Annotated in this window: 23 protein-coding genes; 19 read left to right on the top strand and 4 right to left on the bottom strand. The window is 30.4% G+C overall.

Annotated features, from left to right (window positions below; genetic code table 11):
• Positions 1–55: 55 nt before the first annotated feature.
• From rpmG to ABEY15_RS08910, 8 genes are all read left to right on the top strand, one after another.
• Positions 56–205 (top strand): 50S ribosomal protein L33, encoded by a 150-nt coding sequence (gene rpmG, locus ABEY15_RS08945; RefSeq protein WP_056475024.1) that lies wholly within the window; start codon positions 56–58, stop codon positions 203–205.
• A gap of 124 nt (positions 206–329) precedes the next feature.
• Positions 330–893, top strand: coding sequence for a 5-formyltetrahydrofolate cyclo-ligase (locus ABEY15_RS08940; protein WP_429889721.1), 564 nt, complete (start codon positions 330–332; stop codon positions 891–893).
• A gap of 197 nt (positions 894–1090) precedes the next feature.
• The gene (locus tag ABEY15_RS08935) at positions 1091–2050 is read left to right on the top strand and encodes an L-lactate dehydrogenase (protein WP_429889720.1); all 960 of its coding nucleotides are present in this window, start codon (positions 1091–1093) and stop codon (positions 2048–2050) included.
• Between the two features lie 173 nt (positions 2051–2223).
• Positions 2224–2979 carry a M15 family metallopeptidase gene (locus tag ABEY15_RS08930; RefSeq protein ID WP_429889719.1) on the top strand — a complete coding sequence of 252 codons (756 nt, stop codon included), beginning with the start codon at positions 2224–2226 and terminating at the stop codon, positions 2977–2979.
• 111 nt (positions 2980–3090) lie between these two features.
• Complete coding sequence (locus ABEY15_RS08925) at positions 3091–3294, top strand: YqgQ family protein (protein WP_429889718.1); 204 nt, start codon at positions 3091–3093, stop codon at positions 3292–3294.
• A 56-nt stretch (positions 3295–3350) separates the two neighbouring features.
• Positions 3351–4325: an ROK family glucokinase gene (locus tag ABEY15_RS08920; RefSeq protein ID WP_429890062.1), complete on the top strand. Its 975-nt coding sequence runs from the start codon at positions 3351–3353 to the stop codon at positions 4323–4325.
• 299 nt (positions 4326–4624) lie between these two features.
• Positions 4625–6517, top strand: a complete 1893-nt coding sequence (locus ABEY15_RS08915; protein WP_429889717.1) for an LTA synthase family protein — start codon at positions 4625–4627, stop codon at positions 6515–6517.
• A gap of 352 nt (positions 6518–6869) precedes the next feature.
• Positions 6870–7799 carry a M14 family metallopeptidase gene (locus tag ABEY15_RS08910; RefSeq protein WP_429889716.1) on the top strand — a complete coding sequence of 310 codons (930 nt, stop codon included), beginning with the start codon at positions 6870–6872 and terminating at the stop codon, positions 7797–7799.
• 90 nt (positions 7800–7889) lie between these two features.
• Here ABEY15_RS08910 and ABEY15_RS08905 read toward each other — a convergent pair whose 3' ends face one another.
• On the bottom strand, positions 7890–8066 hold the full coding sequence (locus ABEY15_RS08905) for a DUF2759 domain-containing protein (protein ID WP_097978526.1): 177 nt from the start codon (positions 8064–8066) through the stop codon (positions 7890–7892).
• A gap of 157 nt (positions 8067–8223) precedes the next feature.
• Here ABEY15_RS08905 and ABEY15_RS08900 point away from each other — a divergent pair, with 157 nt between their 5' ends.
• Both ABEY15_RS08900 and ABEY15_RS08895 read left to right on the top strand, forming a co-directional pair.
• Entirely contained in the window at positions 8224–8850 is a 627-nt protein-coding gene (locus ABEY15_RS08900; RefSeq protein ID WP_429889715.1) for an MBL fold metallo-hydrolase, read from the top strand.
• An 11-nt stretch (positions 8851–8861) separates the two neighbouring features.
• Complete coding sequence (locus ABEY15_RS08895) at positions 8862–9992, top strand: SAM-dependent methyltransferase (RefSeq protein WP_429889714.1); 1131 nt, start codon at positions 8862–8864, stop codon at positions 9990–9992.
• 29 nt (positions 9993–10021) lie between these two features.
• On the opposite strand, the gene ABEY15_RS08890 is transcribed toward ABEY15_RS08895, so the two are convergent.
• Positions 10022–10264: a DUF2626 domain-containing protein gene (locus ABEY15_RS08890; RefSeq protein ID WP_429889713.1), complete on the bottom strand. Its 243-nt coding sequence runs from the start codon at positions 10262–10264 to the stop codon at positions 10022–10024.
• A gap of 348 nt (positions 10265–10612) precedes the next feature.
• Here ABEY15_RS08890 and comGA point away from each other — a divergent pair, with 348 nt between their 5' ends.
• Genes comGA through ABEY15_RS08845 form a run of 9 tightly spaced genes read left to right on the top strand, consistent with a single transcriptional unit; the run spans position 10613 to position 15331 of the window.
• Entirely contained in the window at positions 10613–11674 is a 1062-nt protein-coding gene (gene comGA / locus ABEY15_RS08885) for a competence type IV pilus ATPase ComGA (RefSeq protein ID WP_429889712.1), read from the top strand.
• A complete protein-coding gene (comGB, locus tag ABEY15_RS08880) occupies positions 11667–12710 on the top strand; it encodes a competence type IV pilus assembly protein ComGB (protein WP_429889711.1) in 1044 nt (347 codons plus the stop codon). Before comGA ends, comGB begins: the two co-directional genes overlap by 8 nt.
• Before the next feature lie 11 nt (positions 12711–12721).
• Positions 12722–13018: a competence type IV pilus major pilin ComGC gene (gene comGC / locus ABEY15_RS08875; RefSeq protein WP_429889710.1), complete on the top strand. Its 297-nt coding sequence runs from the start codon at positions 12722–12724 to the stop codon at positions 13016–13018.
• Positions 12984–13457 carry a competence type IV pilus minor pilin ComGD gene (gene comGD / locus ABEY15_RS08870; RefSeq protein ID WP_429889709.1) on the top strand — a complete coding sequence of 158 codons (474 nt, stop codon included), beginning with the start codon at positions 12984–12986 and terminating at the stop codon, positions 13455–13457. The genes comGC and comGD overlap by 35 nt, the downstream gene beginning before the upstream one ends.
• Positions 13444–13773 carry a hypothetical protein gene (locus ABEY15_RS08865; protein ID WP_429889708.1) on the top strand — a complete coding sequence of 110 codons (330 nt, stop codon included), beginning with the start codon at positions 13444–13446 and terminating at the stop codon, positions 13771–13773. Before comGD ends, ABEY15_RS08865 begins: the two co-directional genes overlap by 14 nt.
• A complete protein-coding gene (comGF, locus tag ABEY15_RS08860) occupies positions 13754–14188 on the top strand; it encodes a competence type IV pilus minor pilin ComGF (protein WP_429889707.1) in 435 nt (144 codons plus the stop codon). Before ABEY15_RS08865 ends, comGF begins: the two co-directional genes overlap by 20 nt.
• Positions 14157–14561: a hypothetical protein gene (locus ABEY15_RS08855; protein ID WP_429889706.1), complete on the top strand. Its 405-nt coding sequence runs from the start codon at positions 14157–14159 to the stop codon at positions 14559–14561. The genes comGF and ABEY15_RS08855 overlap by 32 nt, the downstream gene beginning before the upstream one ends.
• Before the next feature lie 13 nt (positions 14562–14574).
• Complete coding sequence (locus tag ABEY15_RS08850) at positions 14575–15099, top strand: shikimate kinase (RefSeq protein ID WP_429889705.1); 525 nt, start codon at positions 14575–14577, stop codon at positions 15097–15099.
• A 22-nt stretch (positions 15100–15121) separates the two neighbouring features.
• Positions 15122–15331 (top strand): YqzE family protein, encoded by a 210-nt coding sequence (locus tag ABEY15_RS08845; RefSeq protein ID WP_429889704.1) that lies wholly within the window; start codon positions 15122–15124, stop codon positions 15329–15331.
• A gap of 118 nt (positions 15332–15449) precedes the next feature.
• On the opposite strand, the gene ABEY15_RS08840 is transcribed toward ABEY15_RS08845, so the two are convergent.
• Positions 15450–16256 (bottom strand): YqhG family protein, encoded by an 807-nt coding sequence (locus tag ABEY15_RS08840; RefSeq protein WP_429889703.1) that lies wholly within the window; start codon positions 16254–16256, stop codon positions 15450–15452.
• On the bottom strand, positions 16243–17928 hold the full coding sequence (locus ABEY15_RS08835) for a DEAD/DEAH box helicase (RefSeq protein WP_429889702.1): 1686 nt from the start codon (positions 17926–17928) through the stop codon (positions 16243–16245). The genes ABEY15_RS08840 and ABEY15_RS08835 overlap by 14 nt, the downstream gene beginning before the upstream one ends.
• Positions 17929–18257: the final 329 nt, after the last annotated feature.

Raw genomic sequence — 18257 nt, 5'->3', positions numbered from 1 at the left:
AGAATGTTATTATATACAAGTCTGATTATGTCACTATGTCAGGAGGGAAAATAAAATGCGCGTAAATATTACATTAGCATGTACAGAATGCGGAGATCGTAACTACATCACTACTAAAAATAAACGTAATAACCCAGACCGTCTTGAGCTTAAAAAATATTGCCCAAGACTTAAAAAAGTTACAGTTCATCGCGAAACAAAGTAAACAGTAGGAATTTTCCTACTGTTTTTTTTGTATTTAAATTATAATTTTAATTAGAATAAATTTTTCACTTCAATAAAACTCTTTAATGTAGAAAACTTGATCCTGACCTAAGGAGGCCATTATTATGGAAAAAAAAGAAATTAGAAATTCAATGATGAAAAACTTGAAAAATATTTCAGTAACGGACAGGGACGAAAAGTCAAAACTAATTATAGAAAAATTATTAAATACAGAACAAATGAAGAGTGCAGATATTATAGCAACTACGATGCCTATGGAGCATGAAATAAATACTAAGTATTTAATCACTGCTTGCTGGAAAATGAATAAATCAGTTGTTGTCCCTAAATGCAACCATGAGACTAGAAAAATGCATTTTTACAAAATCAATTCATTTGATGATTTAAAGAAAGGTTATTTTGGAATACAGGAGCCAATTGAAGAAAAATGCGAGGAAATAACAAAAGAATATATTGATTTAATAATTGTTCCTGGTGTAGCATATACCAAAATTGGTGAACGACTAGGATATGGTGGTGGTTATTATGATCGCTACTTAGAAGGTTATAATAAACAACTCTTAGCATTAGCTTATGACATTCAAATCATTGATGAATTACCAACAGAAAAACATGACATTAAGATGCCGTTGATTTTAACAGAATCAAGAATAATAGAAGCGATTTAATAAGTGCATAATGTGACAACATTTGTTTGAAAATAGATAAGACTGAATTAGAGTCCTATTGTAAAAAAATTAAATTTTGTATAGGAGTAATATTGTAACAAATTTGTAAAAAGTTTCACAAACTTTGAGTGGAAATACATATATAATATAGAAGTCCCAGTTACTTACACTTTTATTACACAAATGAGGTGGATATTATGTTACACAAAGAAATAAATCGTGTCGCACTTATCGGAACAGGCGCAGTTGGAGCTAGTTATGCTTTTGGTATGTTAAATAAAGGTGTTGCCGAAGAACTAGTTATGATTGATTTAAATAAAGATAAAGCGGAAGGGGACGCAATGGATTTAAGTCATTGCCTGCCTTTTGTAGATTCTAGAACAAAAATTTGGGCTGGAGATTACAGTGATTGTAAAGATGCGAGTTTAGTCGTCATTACAGCTGGAGCAGCTCAAAAGCCTGGAGAAACTCGCTTAGATTTAGTTGCAAAAAATTGTGCTATCTTTAAAGGAATCATTGGAGATATTATGGCTTCAGGATTTGACGGTATCTTTTTAATTGCTACAAATCCAGTAGATATTTTAACTTATGCGACTTGGAAATTTTCAGGATTACCAAAAGAAAGAGTAATCGGATCTGGTACTAGTTTAGATACTGCACGTTTTAGATATATGCTTGGTGATTATTTTAATGTTGACGCAAGAAATATCCATGGTTATATTATCGGTGAACATGGTGATAGTGAACTACCAGTTTGGTCTAAAACAAATGTTGGTACCTCACCAGTACACCATGTATTAAAGAAAAATCCAAAATACAGCCAAAGAGAGCTTGATGAAATCTTTTTAAATACACGTGACGCCGCATATCACATTATAAAGAAAAAAGGTGCAACATACTATGGAATTGGAATGGGCTTAGTTAGATTAACAAAAGCGATTCTAAAAAATGAAAATAGTATTATTACGGTTTCAGCATATTTAGATGGACAATATGGAGAACACGATATATATATCGGCGTTCCAGCAGTAATTAATCGTGGTGGAATTCGAGAAGTTGTTGAACTAGATTTAAATGAATTAGAGCAACGTCAGTTTAAAAACTCTGTAGAAACTTTAAGAAAAACAATGGAACCTGTTTTGGGTAACGAAAACTAAGTGAATGATGATAAATTTTAGCAAACACTAGTAATGTTTTTTTCAGAAGTTAAAAATATTATGAGTTAATAAGACCTCTTTCTATTTGAAAGAGGTCTTATTGTATAGATTATTTGAAAAATATGCCAACTTCTAATATTGTAAAAGTAACAAAAAGAATTAAGGAGGTAATTTTGAAAAAAATAAATAGTAAGTACACATGGGTATTAATAGTAATATTCATTATTGGACTAGCTCTATTTTTTGGAAACCAAAATTTTTTTAACAATTATCTAAAAATGACAAAAGAGACTTCCCTGAAATTTCCTAATTACGATGATACAGCTATCGAAGCTGAGAATGGATTATTAGCTGTAACGAATCCTACATCTAATTTAGTATTAGTTAATAAAGAAAGAAAGCTACCGGACGGGTATGAACCGCCAGATCTAGTTTATCCAATCGTTCCTTTACATGGAGTAAACAAAGAAAAAACATTAATGAGGAAAGAGGCAGCTCATGCTTTAGAAAAATTATTTGAAAGAGCAGAAGCAGATGGCATAAAACTTACTCCAGTTTCCGCATATCGCTCTTTTGATCGACAAAAAAGTTTGTATAATTTTTATGTACAAATTCATGGTGAAGATTGGACTCAATCTTTTAGTGCTGTTCCTGGTACAAGCGAACATCAAACTGGTTTATCAATAGATGTATCATCTCCAAACTTCGGTAACAAGCTTGAACAAGGATTTGGAGAAACGAAAGAAGGAACTTGGCTTGCAGACCATGCACATGAATTTGGATTTATCATTCGTTATCCAGAGGACAAAGTAGATATTACTGAATACAATTATGAACCATGGCATATAAGATATCTCGGGATAAAATACGCTACATATTTATATAAAAATGATTTAGCTTTAGAAGAAGTAATGAAGCATAAAAAATAATTATAAATGCCTACAAAATAAATGGTTTGTTTGGTATTTCACATTGACGAGTAATCGTTTCCAACTTATACTTATTACATGTTTAGAAAGATAAAATAATAGGAGTTAAGTATGAAATCCGTATATGATATTCAACAATTTCTAAAGAGTTATGGCACCATTATTTATACAGGTGATCGATTAGCTGACTTGATGTTATTGCAAGATGAGCTAAAAGAATTATTTTTAGCGAATATACTTGAAAGTAAAGATTTACAAATTGCTACCATGATATTAAAAAAAGAGATGGATGAAATAAAAAATAAAACGATTTGAAGAAATCGTTTTTTTTAGAATCTATTGCAAACGATTTCACTGTGAAGGGAGAAGGCATTATGGCTAAAATGATTGTAGGTGTAGATTTAGGTGGTACAAGCATTAAATTAGCATTATTAACAAATAACGGGGAATTCATTGATAAATGGGAAGTACCAACAGATAAATCAGATAGTGGTAAGCATATTCCTAAAACAATTACAATTGCAATTGAAGAAAAGCTTAAACAGATGGATAAAACAAAGGAAGATATCGCTGGGATCGGTATTGGAGCACCAGGTTCGGTTCGATTAGAAGATGGACTTATATTTGCAGCAGTAAATTTAGGTTGGGTTAATTTTCCTTTAAAGGAAATTCTAGAAAATGAATCAGGTATTCCTGTAATCGTTGATAATGATGCAAATATAGCAGCTGTTGGCGAAATGTGGAAAGGTGCTGGAAATGGAGCAAAAGATGTAGTAATGGTTACGCTTGGAACGGGAGTCGGCGGAGGCGTAATTGTAAATGGGGACGTTGCACATGGAATTAGTGGATCTGCAGGTGAAATTGGCCATATTACAGTACAACTTGAAAATGGAGTATTATGTAACTGTGGAAAAACGGGATGCTTAGAAACAATTTCTTCAGCTACAGGAATCGCAAGAATAGCAAACGAGAAATTACAAAATACGACAAAAGAAACAATTTTAAAAGAAATGTCGAATGATTCACCAATTACAGCAAAGGATGTTTTTGAAGCTTATTCAAATGGTGATGAAGTTGCAGAAGAAATCGTTAATCATGTAATGAGATATCTAGCTTTAGTTTTAGCCGGAGTTGGAAATACATTAAATCCTGAAAATATCATTATAGGTGGCGGAGTATCAAATGCAGGTGAAATGTTATTAAAGCCTCTAAAGAAATATTTTGACGAATTTGCTTTCACAACAGTGCGAGAATCGACAAAACTTTCAATTGCCAAGTTAGGGAACGATGCAGGTGCAATTGGAGCAGCATATTTAGTAAAAAAATTTATTACTAATGAAATTTAACTTAAATTTAAGGTACTTCTAATTGAAGTACCTTATTATGTTTATTGTATTGAATTGAAAAAAAAATTAGTTATTTGACGAGTGAACTAGTTTATGATAAATTGAATGACGTTAGAAAAAAACTTAAGGTAACGTCAAATAAAATTTTTAGATCCATACATTTAGTAGCTAATAATTGTATGAATCATTTTAAAAATTCTTGGTATTTAAATGCCAATAAAATAGATATGTGAAATGCCAAACATTGTTTTATAATAGATAAAATAGATTAATAGTCTAAAAAAGAGGAGGAACAGAATATGTGGAAAAAGTTTATTAAAAACTTTGGATTCCCGTTACTTGCTGTATTCCTTTTATGGATTAAAGCAACTATTCTAAGTCAATTTTATTTTGATTTAGAAATTGAAAATTCAATGCAAGAATTTATCTTAATAATTGCTCCTATATCTTCATTATTAATATTTATAGGTATAGCTCTTTTTGCAAAAGGACCAAAACGAAATAGAGCAGTTATTTGGATTACTATAATCATGTCCTTTATTTTAGTAGCTGATACAGCTTATTATTCATTCTTTGACGATTTCGTAACGATTCCAGTTTTATTTATGACACGAAACTTTGGGGATTTAGGTTCGAGTGTTAAAGCAATGATCAGCTATAAAACAATATTAGCTTTTTCTGATATTTTTATCTTAATTGCAGTTAATTATTTCTGGGGTAAAAAATTCTTTACTACTGGTAACATTAAAGGGAAAGCTAGAACAGCTTATTTCTTAGCAGCGGTTGCTATTTTCTTAGTTAACCTTGGTTTAGCAGAAACTGAACGCCCACAATTATTAACACGTTCTTTTGATAGAGAATACATTGTTAAATTCTTAGGATTATACAATTACCACTTATATGATATGGTTATTCAATCAAAAACATCTGCTCAAAAAGCGATGGCTGATGATAGTGAATTAGCAGGAATCGAGAACTTTATTCGTGCTAACGATACTGGTGTGAATGCACAATTACATGGTAAATATAAAGGTAAAAACGTAGTAGTCGTTTCATTAGAATCATTACAAAATTTCGTAATTGGACGAAAAGTTGATGGACAAGAAATTACTCCTTTCTTAAATAAATTTACGAAAGAAAGTTATTATTTTGATAATTTTTACCACCAAACTGGACAAGGTAAAACATCTGATGCGGAATTCTTAATTGATAATAGTTTATTCCCACTAGATCGTGGTGCTGTTTACTTTACAAACAGTAGTAATACATTTACTGCTACACCAGCAATCCTTAAACAGGATCAAAATTATTACACTTCAGTAATGCATTCAAATAATAAATCGTTCTGGAACCGTGACATGATGTATCCAAGTCTAGGTTACGATCGTTATTATAATGAAGTTGACTTTAAAGTATCTGCAGCTACTTCAATTGGCTGGGGACTAAAAGATAAATATTTCGTTGAACAAGCAGTAGACAAAATGGTAGCAGAGCCTAAACCGTTCTACAACCGTATGATTACACTAACTAACCATTATCCATTCGAATTAAATGATGAGGATTTAATGATTCCGCGTTTAAAAACTGGAGACCAAACTGTTGATAATTATGTAACAACAGTACGTTATTTAGATGAATCAATTAAACATTTCATTGAAGAAATGAAAGCAAAAGGTTTATATGATAATACAATCATTGTTATGTATGGTGACCACTATGGTATTTCCGAAAACCATGACCGTGCAATGAGTGAAGTATTAGGACAAGACATTACACCTGCAGAGCATGTTAAATTACAAAAAGTACCTTTCTTTATCCACTTACCTGGACAAACTAAGGGTGAAACGGTTCATAAAGTTGCAGGTCAAATTGATGTTAAACCGACAATTTTAAACTTATTAGGTGAAGATCCAAATAAAACATCTATCAACTTTGGTAATGATATTTTCTCTCCTAAACACAAAAACTTTGTAGTTTTCCGTGATGGAACAATTGTTACTGATAAATATATTTACACTGGTGAGAAGATGTATGATCCAAATACTGGTGAAGAATTAAAAGGACAAAAACCACCTAAAGAAGACTTAGCAAAAGCAAATAAATCACTTGAGTATTCAAACTCAATTATCTATAAAGATTTACTTCGTTTCTATGAAGTTAAATATAAAAAAGCTGATACGAAGTTTGAATAAACATGAAAAGCACTTCCTTAATGGGAGTGCTTTTTTACGTTATTGAAAAAAACTTGTCAATTAAATTACCAAATTTTCGTAAAAGGAGTAGAGTGATGTTGATTTCCACTACAGGATGCTTGCCTTTAAGTGTAGCGAGATTTAGTAGCTAACTAGCCACATTTGTCCTGCAAGTCTTTTAGCCCCATCTCTTAGCCGTTCTGTTAATCACATAAGAGCCCGAACCTCACTAAGCTTTAATAATTTAATATGACTAATTAAATCGTTAAATAAAGCACTTCCTAAACGAAAGTGCTTTTCTTTATTTTAATTACATACAATTAACTAGAAAATAACTGATGAGGTGAAAAATTTGTATAAAAACAATCGGCCTTTATCCTTTCATCCAAGAAGATACGATTTTAATGAACTTTCAAAAGATATTAGTTTATTAGTACAAGAATTTCCTTTTCTTCGTTTAAATACGATTGGACACAGCGTTTTATATCAGCCAATTTATGAGATTCAAATTGGAAATGGAAATAGAAAGGTACATTGGAATGGTTCGTTTCATGCAAATGAATGGATTACAACTTGTGTAATCATGAAAATGCTTTTTTGGATATGTAACACTTTAACAACTGAGGAGTTGCCATTTCATAAAGAATTAGTAGCTTTATTTCATGAAAATACATTGTCGATTGTCCCTATGGTTAATCCTGATGGGGTAAATTTAGTTATAAATGGATCTGTTGAACAAAGTGATTATATGGAATTTGTTCATAAAATTAACGAAGGAAATGATGGTTTTACTGGATGGAAAGCAAATATAAGAGGTGTTGATTTAAACAATCAATTTCCTGCCCATTGGGAGTTTGAAAAAGAAAGAAAGAAACAAAAAACATTCTCTCCTAGAGACTACCCAGGAGATGCTCCATTAACAGAACCGGAAACAATCGCAATGAGTAATTTAGCTATTGAAAGGAAGTTTGATCTTATTTTGGCTTTGCATACTCAAGGTAAAGAATTTTATTGGGGTTATGACAATCTTGAACCGCCTATCTCGGAAGTCTATGCTAATTATTTTTCTAGTATCAGTCCGTATAGGGCAGTAAAAACAATTGATAGCCATGCAGGTTATAAGGATTGGTATATTCAAGATTTTAGGAAACCAGGATTTACACTTGAATTAGGTAAAGGAATAAACCCATTGCCACTTTCTATGTTTGAATCCATTTTTTCCGAGACGTTTCCAATTCTGTTAGCATCATTATTTAACTTAGAAATATCCAATCATCTTTAAAATAAAAAAGCTGACAAATTTGTCAGCTTTTTTATTTTAGAACATGTTTTCTATATGTAGAAATTTGTTCGTTCCATAATAAAATAAATTTTATAAGTGCGCTGGTGGATAACCGTTATGTAAAATTGTCATAATGGCAAACCAAGCAAATAAAACTAATGTAACACCAGACCAAAAAACAGCTAAAAAGTTCTTATTCTTTAATGATCCTATTAATGCTGGAACACATAGAATAGCTACTAGTATAAAAATAATAACTGTACCCATTGTAAACCCCCTATAAATTTCTTCAAGCAACCCCTGTTTGCTATCACATCATTATTATTGTAAAACTTTTGTGAACAATTGTCTATTTGAAATTAAGTGCTAAAACAAAATTATGATATAGTATTATATAGATTAAAAAAGAAAGTAGGGTATGAAAATGAATGTTTTACAATTACCATTAGGTCCATTACAAACTAATTGTTATATCTTAAGTAATGATATGAATGAAGCCGTTATTTTTGATCCGGGCGAAGAAGCGCATGTAATCTTTAATGTTATTGAAGAAAATAAATTAAAGCCACTAGCAATCCTTTTAACCCACGCTCATTTTGATCATATTGGGGCTGTTGATGATGTGCGTGATGAATATAATATACCCGTTTATATTCATAAATATGAAGCAGATTGGCTAACAGATGGACAAAAAAATGGTTCTGAATTATTTATGAGAAATCAGTCAATTTTTGCAAGGGAAGCAGATCACTTGATTGAAAAAGAAGGTAAAATGGAAATTGGCCCTTTCTTATTTTCAATTTTCGAAACTCCAGGCCATTCACCAGGTAGTGTTTCATTTTATTGTAAAGAAATAAAGACAGTATTTTCTGGTGATGCATTATTTGAAGGAAGCATTGGACGAACTGATTTACCTGGTGGGGATCACGACCAGTTGATTAGAAGTATAAAAGGTAAGCTTCTTTCCTTACCAGATGATGTCGTTGTATGTAGTGGTCATGGAGAAACTACAACGATTGGTGATGAGAAAAGATATAATCCATTTTTATAATAGGTAATATGATGAAAAACATAATTTATAATGCGATAAATAACAGCAAAAAAGGTTTTATTACATACGAACAATTTATTTCGTTAGTGCTTTATGATAATGAAAAAGGTTATTATCAAACGGCAAATGAAAAAATTGGACGAAAAGGTGATTTCTATACTACAAGCTCAGTAGGTTCAGTATATGGAGAAGTAATTGCAGCCTCATTTTGTCGATTTGTTAAGAATAACCTAATCGAACCTTTTTTTGTTGAAGTTGGTGGTGGAAATGGCAGATTCGCCACAGCCTTTCTTTCGTACTGTGAAAAGAAAGAACCTGAAATTTATCATAATTTAACTTACTATCTTATTGATGCAAGCCAATATCATCGTAAATTACAAAAAGAATTATTGGTGAACCATTTGAATTGTAAATACTTCTCAAATATATTAGAAATCGAGCAAATCAATAATGGAATGATATTTTCAAATGAATTGTTTGATGCTTTACCTGTTCGAGTAGTTGAATTTAATCAAAACAAATGGCAAGAGGTAGTAATAATAATTGATGAACTAAATAATCTGAAAGAAAATCTCGTTAAAATACAAGATAATGAAATCAGTGATTTTCTAAGTAGATACAAATTTGTTGGAGAAGATGGGCAAAGAGTTGAAATTCCTGTGGGGATGGAAAAAGTTTATGACCTTTTACAATCGAAAATAAGTAAAGGAATCATTTTAACTGTTGATTATGGTTTCACGAGGGAAGAATGGGATGCACCCCATCGAATTAAGGGAAGTTTGCGCGGTTATTATAAGCATGAAATGAAATCAAATTTACTAGAGAATTTAGGGCATATGGACATTACAACTCATATTCACTGGGATGAATTAAAAAAGTTCGGATTACTGAATAATATCGAAAATCTATACTTTTCTAACCAAAGAGATGCAATATTAGATTTTGGTATTTTAAATTGGCTTATTCCGCATGCTCAGTCAAATCCATTTTCAAGCGAATATAAACAAAATAGAGCTGTTCAATCTTTAATTATGCCTGGTGGAATAAGTGATTCCTTCCAATGGCTATTACAAACAAAAGGTATGTCAACAAAAGATCTTACTAAGTTGAATGAATTGATTTCATTAAATGAATACAAATAAAAAAACCAGTCATATGACTGGTTTTTCTATTATTCACTAAAGCTTGGTACTAATAAGAAAGTACTATAATATGTAAATCCAATAAAGAACACAGTTAAGTATGCGCCAAAGATATAGATGTACATACGCTCAGAAAGCTTTAGATAGCCTAATACTACGAAAAATGCTGTTTGACATGCGAAAATAAGTGCAGCTGCTGACATATGTCCAACAAAGAACATTACCGTAAATATAGCTGTCCAGAATCCTAGAACGCGGAACATTCGATCCATCCTAAATCCCCCCATAAAAAATTTCTACCCATTCATTATTATAAAATAAGAAAGTTACAATTGTAAACAATGTATTAATACAATTCTAAATTGATTCTAGAGATAATGAAATTAACCATATCTGATATTATTTTTCTTATTTAATGATTTTCTATACATGATTTGAAAACATACTTTTTGTTTTAGGTTATATATTTGATTTTCTTGTACGTTATTGTGGTAAATTAACTTTAATTTGTAAATAAATTTTAGCAAAATTTAATATTTTCGTTTAGTTTCCTAATTATGATGATTTGATAGCTGAGGGAAACAAAAATATAATTGCTCATATAGAAAGGGGGACTAAAAATGGTATCAGTAGAAACAATGGTCGAAGAACTTCTAAAAAAAGCTTGCCATTTTGGGGCATCGGATATTCATCTATTACCAAAAGAGGATGATGTACAAATTTTTTTTCGTGTTGATGGTGAGTTGAAGCTTATTCAAAGAATAAATAAAGAGAAGTCTAAGAGGATCATCATGCATTTGAAGTTTTTAGGAAGTATGGATATAGGAGAAATTAGACGACCACAGACTGGAATTTTAGTTGTTAAAATTAATGAAATTTTATTATCACTTCGCTTGGCCACTTTACCAACCATTATTGATGAGTCTATGGTTATTCGTATTCATCCTCAACAAAAAATCGCTCCAATAGAAAGTCTTTCCTTATTCCCATCTACAACTAGTAAACTTTTGTCTTTATTACATCATTCACATGGTCTAATGATGTTTACAGGACCAACTGGCTGTGGGAAAACAACTACGCTTTATTCCTTATTACAGTCAGCTAAAAAAGACATAGCAAGAAATATTATCACTTTAGAGGATCCGATTGAAAGGAAATCTGATGAATATTTTCAAGTCCAAGTTAATGAAAAAGCAGGCTTAACATATGCAACTGGATTAAAAGCTATTCTTCGATCTGATCCAGATATAGTAATGGTAGGAGAAATTAGGGATGAAGAAACTGCGAAAATTGCCGTTCGGGCAGCATTGACCGGTCATTTAGTATTAACGACTATTCATTCTAATAACACAAAAGGTGCATTATATCGAATGTTAGAGCTTGGAATTCCAAAGGAGGAATTATTTCAAGCTATGGTTGCTATCGTTTCTCAAAGATTAGTTCCAATAAAATGCCGTTTTTGTGAAGGGGGATGTGAACCAAATTGTTTTGTAAACCGAAATCACAGAAGATTAGGGGTATATGAATTGCTTTATGGTAAAGCTCTAAATTCGGTTATTAATGAATTTAGAGGGATACAAGAAGAAGTTCAATTATCTACATTAAATGATCAACTCATTAAAGGTTATGCATTAGGTTTTATTGACAACAAACATTTGGACCGAAGTATAATCTATGGGTAAATTTTTTAATAAAAGAAAATTAACTTATATTGAACAGGCTAAGCTATTAAAAATATTAGGAGAACTTTTACAAAAAGGTTACCCTCTAATTCAAGCAATTGAATTCTTAACGATTCAATTCCCAGATGACCTAAAAGAATTGATTTATAAAGCTAAAATAGCTTTGGTGGAAGGAGGATCATTCATTGATTTTGCTAATATGCTTGGCCTTCATCAAGATGTACTCGTTTACTTGTATTATGCAGAAAAGCATAGTGATTTGTCCTTAGCGCTAGGTGAAGGAAGTTATATGCTTACAAAAAAGATTCAACATAGAGCTTACATAAGAAAAATCATGGGATATCCTATTTTTTTAATCACAATATTATTGCTAATTTTGTTTTTGTTTAGAAATATAATCATTCCTCAATATGAAATGCTATTTTCAACATTCCATTCTAATCAGAACTCTTTTATTTTCATCTATCTACAAGTTATAAAAAGACTACCTTCAATTATGTTTTCCTCTCTTTTCCTAATTGGATTGACCACCTATGGATACTTATTTGCAATTAATAAATTAAATTCAATCGAGAGGATGGATAAATTAATTCAAATCCCGTTAGTTAGGAAGTATTTAATTACAATGAATACTTATGAATTTTCAATGCAGTTAAGTATATTATTACATGCTGGTTTTCCCATAGTTGATGCACTAAAAACAATGCAGAATATTGATAGTAGGACATTTATTAAAGAAAAAGCAGTAGTTTTCTACAATCAAATATTAAACGGAACTTCTATGCAAGAAGCATTTAAAAATGAACGTGCATTCCATAGAGATATAATATTTGTAATTGAACATGGCATGAACAATAGTACTCTTAGTAAAGAACTTGCTGATTATGCTGATTATTTAAAGGAGAGTATAGAAGCTTACTTTCACCGATCGATAAGGATCATTCAGCCAATTATTTTAATCTTAGTTTCATCAAGTATTCTATCACTGTATATAGCCATCCTGTTTCCTATGTTTCAATTGATGAACAATATCTAGGAGGAGTTAGTTTGAATGAAAAAGGATTTACGCTAATTGAAATGTTAATTGTTTTATTTATCATTTCACTGCTTTTATTACTAGTGATACCAAATTTAGGAAAACAACAACAGTCGATTCAAGCGAAAGGTTGTTCTGCACTTCAAAAAATGGTTCAGTCAAGTGTTGAATCATATCGATTAGAAAATGAACAATTACCTGAGAGTTTATCAGTCTTAAAAGAACAGGGCTATATAACATCATATAAATGCAATAATAAAGTTGAATTATCGTATGACAAAGCAACTGGATCTGTATCAATACCTTAAAAAAAGGTTGGATAATTCGTTTGGTTTTACATTTGTTGAGATGTTATTAGTCCTTTCAATAATGATATTGTTATTAATTTTACCGATTAATGAAGTTAGGAAAATTGAAGATGAACAAAAGTTAACATTATTTATTCAAATGCTTCAAAATGATATTTTTCTTGCACAAAGGAACGCAATTATAAAACAAATCCCTACTAGGATCATTTTTTATCAAAATAAATATGAAATGGAAGATAATTTACTAAATCCCCCTGTAGTCATTCGGAATTTTGATAAATCAATTAGTATAACTAACCTTACTTTAAAACCTCCGTTAAGATTTAACTCCGACGGTAATATCTCAAGTTCTGGAACGATTTCAATTAAATATAAAAAAGCTGAATATATCGTTACTTTTTACTTAGGAAGTGGTCGATTTAAATATGATCGGAAATGAAAAAGGATTTACATTTATTGAGGCAGTTATTTCTTTAAACTTACTAATTATTTTTTGTATTATGATCGTTCCTTCAATGTCATTATTTTTACAAAAAAAAGATAAGATAACGATTAGCAATATGGCAGATGACTTATTAACTGATATGGTTCATCTTTATTTTATGGATAGGGAAGATTTTAAAGAGGATTTTTATACAAAGAATGGCAGAGAATTTTTAGTGAAAATAAACGATAGGAATAATTTTAATTCGATATGTGTTACTTGGACTGATCGAAAAAAGGAAAGTGAAATATGTGAAGAAATTACAGAATGAAAAAGGATTTACTTTACTAGAAACACTTTTTTCACTTGTTTTATTTTTAATGATTATTTCTATATCGACTTCAAGTATAAAAAGCTTTGTTAAACGAAATTACAGTTATGAATCCGTAAATAGGTTAGAATTAGATAATTTTATAAAAGAAGTTCAAAAAGAGGCAAACAAAAGCATAAGTTTTACAGTTCATTCCGACCTTCTTCTTTTTGAAGAGTTTAATCAAGTTACGATTAGTTATCGAAAATATACAACGATTGTTCGACGACAAAGGCTTGGATTAGGACATGAAATCGTACTACAGAATATAAGGGATATAAAGTTTGAACAAATAAGTGAAAGGCAAATCCTAGTAAAAGTAATCGATTTAAATGGTGGAATTTATGAAAAAACTATTCGGATGTTTATCAATTAAATTTAAAATACTTGGTGAAAATGGAGTGTATTTACCTTACACGATCTTTATGATAAATATTTTACTAATTTTTTTTCTAATACAAATAGATATATTTCATTCGATCAATACCTTTTATTCTTATACGAGAAATCAAAACAAACTAGACCGAGTACATTCACAAGCAATTTACGATTTAAAGCATGGTAATTTACCACTTCAAGGAAATACAGTAAAGTATTATAATAATACAAAAATTATATTGAATACTTATTTAGTTACAAATGATGAATATCTTATAACTTTAACTAGTAGTAATTCAGAAATAAAAAAATATGTAGTTCAATTTAAATATAAAAAAAGTACAAATCAAGTATCGGATTGGATTGATTAAGTTGGAGGATGAAATGGAATCAATTTATTTAGTAGGATTTATGGGGTGTGGTAAGACGACTGTTGGAAAGGAATTAGCTAAAAGAGTAAACAAAAAATTTATTGATTTAGACGAGGAAATTGTTTCTCAAACAGGCAAAAGTATACCAGAATTGTTTAATGAATTTGGTGAAAGTGGTTTTCGCGATATAGAAACACAAGTATTAAAAAAATTATCATCAAAAAAAATGATCACTTCAACAGGTGGTGGAATCATTCTTCGTGATGAAAACATTGGATATATGAAAGAAACTGGCAAAATAATTTATCTTGAAACTCCAATTGAAATAATATATGAAAGAATCCATTTGGATTCTAACCGACCAAATGCTGTAAATCGAACGATTGAAGAACTAACGGAACTGTTTCAAAAGAGAGAATCACAATATAAAAAAGCAGATTATGAAATTTCAACGAATAATTTAACACCAATTGAAATTGCGTTGGAAATCATTGACTGTTTAAATTATTCAAAAGGAGGAGATAGTAGAAATAAGTGATAAGAAAGTAAGGTGATTTCTATTGAAAACAAATGATTATGTAAAATATATGACAGAACAATTTATTAATTATATCGATCAACCGAAAGAGAAACGTGATTCATTAAAACAAGAAAAAGAAGAGCTGAAGGCCCCATTTTCTACTAACATGTTTGGAATGTTACCATTAAGTTTAGCTTTATTAATGAAAAAAGTTCAAAATCGTAAAGACAAAGAAAAGAAAAGTATTTAGTTAATAAGACTGATTTCAATTAAAGAAGTCAGTCTTTATTTTTTGACAGTATGAAGAAAAGGAAAGAGGGCAATCTTATTTAGATTTCCCTCTATACTTAATCTCCCCTTAAATGCCTTTAACTTAATTTATTCATTGTGTTTGGTGATAGGTAAAAAAGGCCACCATTAATTGCATCAACATGAATAATTGGTTCGTAAAGTTCTTTAAGTGCATTGAATTCTACATGATAATTTTCAGGTTTTTCTTCATCAGCTTCATAAAATTGATTTAATAAATCCAAATCATGTTGCCATCTATTCCTAGCTTCTTCAGCCCATACGGTATCTTCTTTTTCAATTATGTTTCGAAGTAATTGTTCCATTCGATTTAAACCACTTATTGGTTTAATCAAAGGTGACATGGAATAGCAAAAATCAGGTATTTTAGAGTTGAATTGGGTTTTTTCAAGTTTTGTATGAAAATCTTCAATAATTCTTCCGGAAATTAAATGGATTCCAAAAGAATATAAATAATCTTTTTTATGATCACAAGTAAAAGAAACCTGATAATTAACAGCTAACCAAGGGTGTAATGCAATTTGTTGGCCCATAGGTGCTTTTGTGTCTTCATAAAGTCTAATTGACTGTCCTAGTTCATTAACTATTGAGAAAATTTGGTGAAGGCGGGGCGACCCAAAATGAATTTGTTCACCTTTAAGATCTTCAGGAGCATTATCACTATCTGTAATCAGTGTTAACTTCATTGGATTTGGGATACCACCTGTTTTTTCTAAATAATGCCAATAGAAAGGACGATTCATTAATTTTTTATCCATCTCAATTGTTAATTGTATTTCTAAATATGTTTGTGTTTTCTCTAGAATTTCACAATCATTATGTCTGAAAAAATATTCAATATAATCATGGATTTCATGTTGCTGCATAACTATCACCTGCTTGTTTATGTTGCTGTAATTGAATGATGGACGTTAAATTTTCCATTTTAATTTTCATTTCGCCTTCAGTTTTAGAGTGAATAAATATTTCATTCATATGTGCTTCAAAATCTTTATAAGGAATTCTGGTTAGAATATCATCCAGTTCACCAATCACACGCTCAAATAAATTGATTTTTTCATAAAGTAGTCTTAGTATGTGTTCTTCAATTGAGCCAACAGTCGCAAAGTTATAGATACTTACATCCTCTGTTTGTCCAAGTCGATGTATACGTCCTATTCTTTGTTCTAGTCTCATAGGATTCCAAGGAAGGTCATAATTAATCATATTTGAACAAAATTGTAAGTTAATACCTTCACCACCAGCTTCGGTTGCTATTAGCACCTGTACACGATTTTTAAATAATTCTTTCATCCAATCTTTCTTACCACGTTTAAAACCACCCCGAAATGGTACAGATGTAATACCGTTTTGCTTTAATAACCATTGTAAATACAACTGTGTTGCACGATATTCAGTAAAAATAATAACTTTATCATTTATTTTTTTAATTAGTTCAATTACTTTATTTGCTTTTGAATTAGATGTAATTTGATTAATTTGATGAAAAATTTTCTCGATATAAGGATCGTTAATATCAATATTTTCTTTTTCAAATCTTTGAAGCATTTTTTTCATTGATACATAAACAGCTTCACGACTACTACAAGCTTCTCGTTTAAATGTTAAAAAGGAGAATGCTGAGGTTACCCCAGTATATTGTGATTTCTGCCATTCATCGATTAAATCATAAAGCTTTTGTTCTTCTTCATTAAAATTAATTAAAACTGTTTCTACCTTTCGCTTTGTCCACTCGATGCCTGTATCTTGTCTACGATTTCGAACCATTACTTTTCCAATTAGTTCTCGTAATAAGTCTTCATGCTCTAATGAGCGGTTCTTAGCAGAAAAATATTCTTCAAAACTAGATTTATTACCTAAATGGCCAGGTTTTAATAAAGAAACTAAATGGAAAATTTCTTCTATGTTATTTTGAACTGGAGTAGCAGTAAGCAGTAAACAATATTTCTTTTTAAGATGTTGTACAAACTCATAGTTTTTTGTTTTATTATTTTTAAGTTTATGAGCTTCATCAATAATGACGAGATCATAATTGATACTTAATATTTTTTCTCGATGAGGATCTCTTTTTGCAGTATCGATTGATGATACAACAACATCACAGCTATCCCATACATAATTCTTTTTTTGTTGTGCGATTGCTGGAATATGGAATTTTGTATTTAATTCAAAGGTCCACTGTGATACAAGTGATGCTGGAACTAGTATAAGCACCTTATTAACTAAACCACGAATCATGTATTCTTTTAAAATTAAACCTGCCTCAACGGTTTTACCTAATCCTACTTCGTCAGCTAAAATTGCTTTTCCATTCATTTTTTCAATTACTGTCGTAGCCACATCTAATTGATGAGGCAATGGAGTTAAATTTGGTAAATGAGTAGGAGCAATCATACCTGTAAAAGATGGAATTGCTAATTTTGTAGAAGTATGATAGGCAAGCTTATAGTTCTCCCAATTTGACCATGGTCCATCATTCTCAAGCTTCTCTAAGAACTCCTCTTGCCACTCTGTATGGAATTTAATCTCAATTGACATGCAAATCTCACCTATTTCATTTTTATATTGGATAATCATGAACGTTATAGTAAAATAACAGCTGTAATGTTCGTTATTTTATTTTTAAAAAAATTCACTTTGATATTGCTGAAACTTGTCGTTTAATGTTAGGATAATAGTGTAGAAAAAAGTAAAAATTTATTATTCTTTTATTAAACAAAAAACTCTTATTGTTAAGAAAAAACAGTTAACTAATATAGTTTGATAATATTTTCTTGTTTTCTACTAGTTTTTCCGAAAATATACAAAATATGTAAATTATTTAATGGTTAGCTGGACGAACTATTAATTTAGTTTTCCATCATGCT

The sequence above is a fragment of the Gottfriedia acidiceleris genome, assembly GCF_050457485.1.
Classification (GTDB): domain Bacteria; phylum Bacillota; class Bacilli; order Bacillales; family Bacillaceae_G; genus Gottfriedia; species Gottfriedia acidiceleris_D.
The sequence above is the reverse complement of the archived record's forward strand: the minus strand, read 5'-3'. Positions and strand labels throughout refer to the sequence as shown.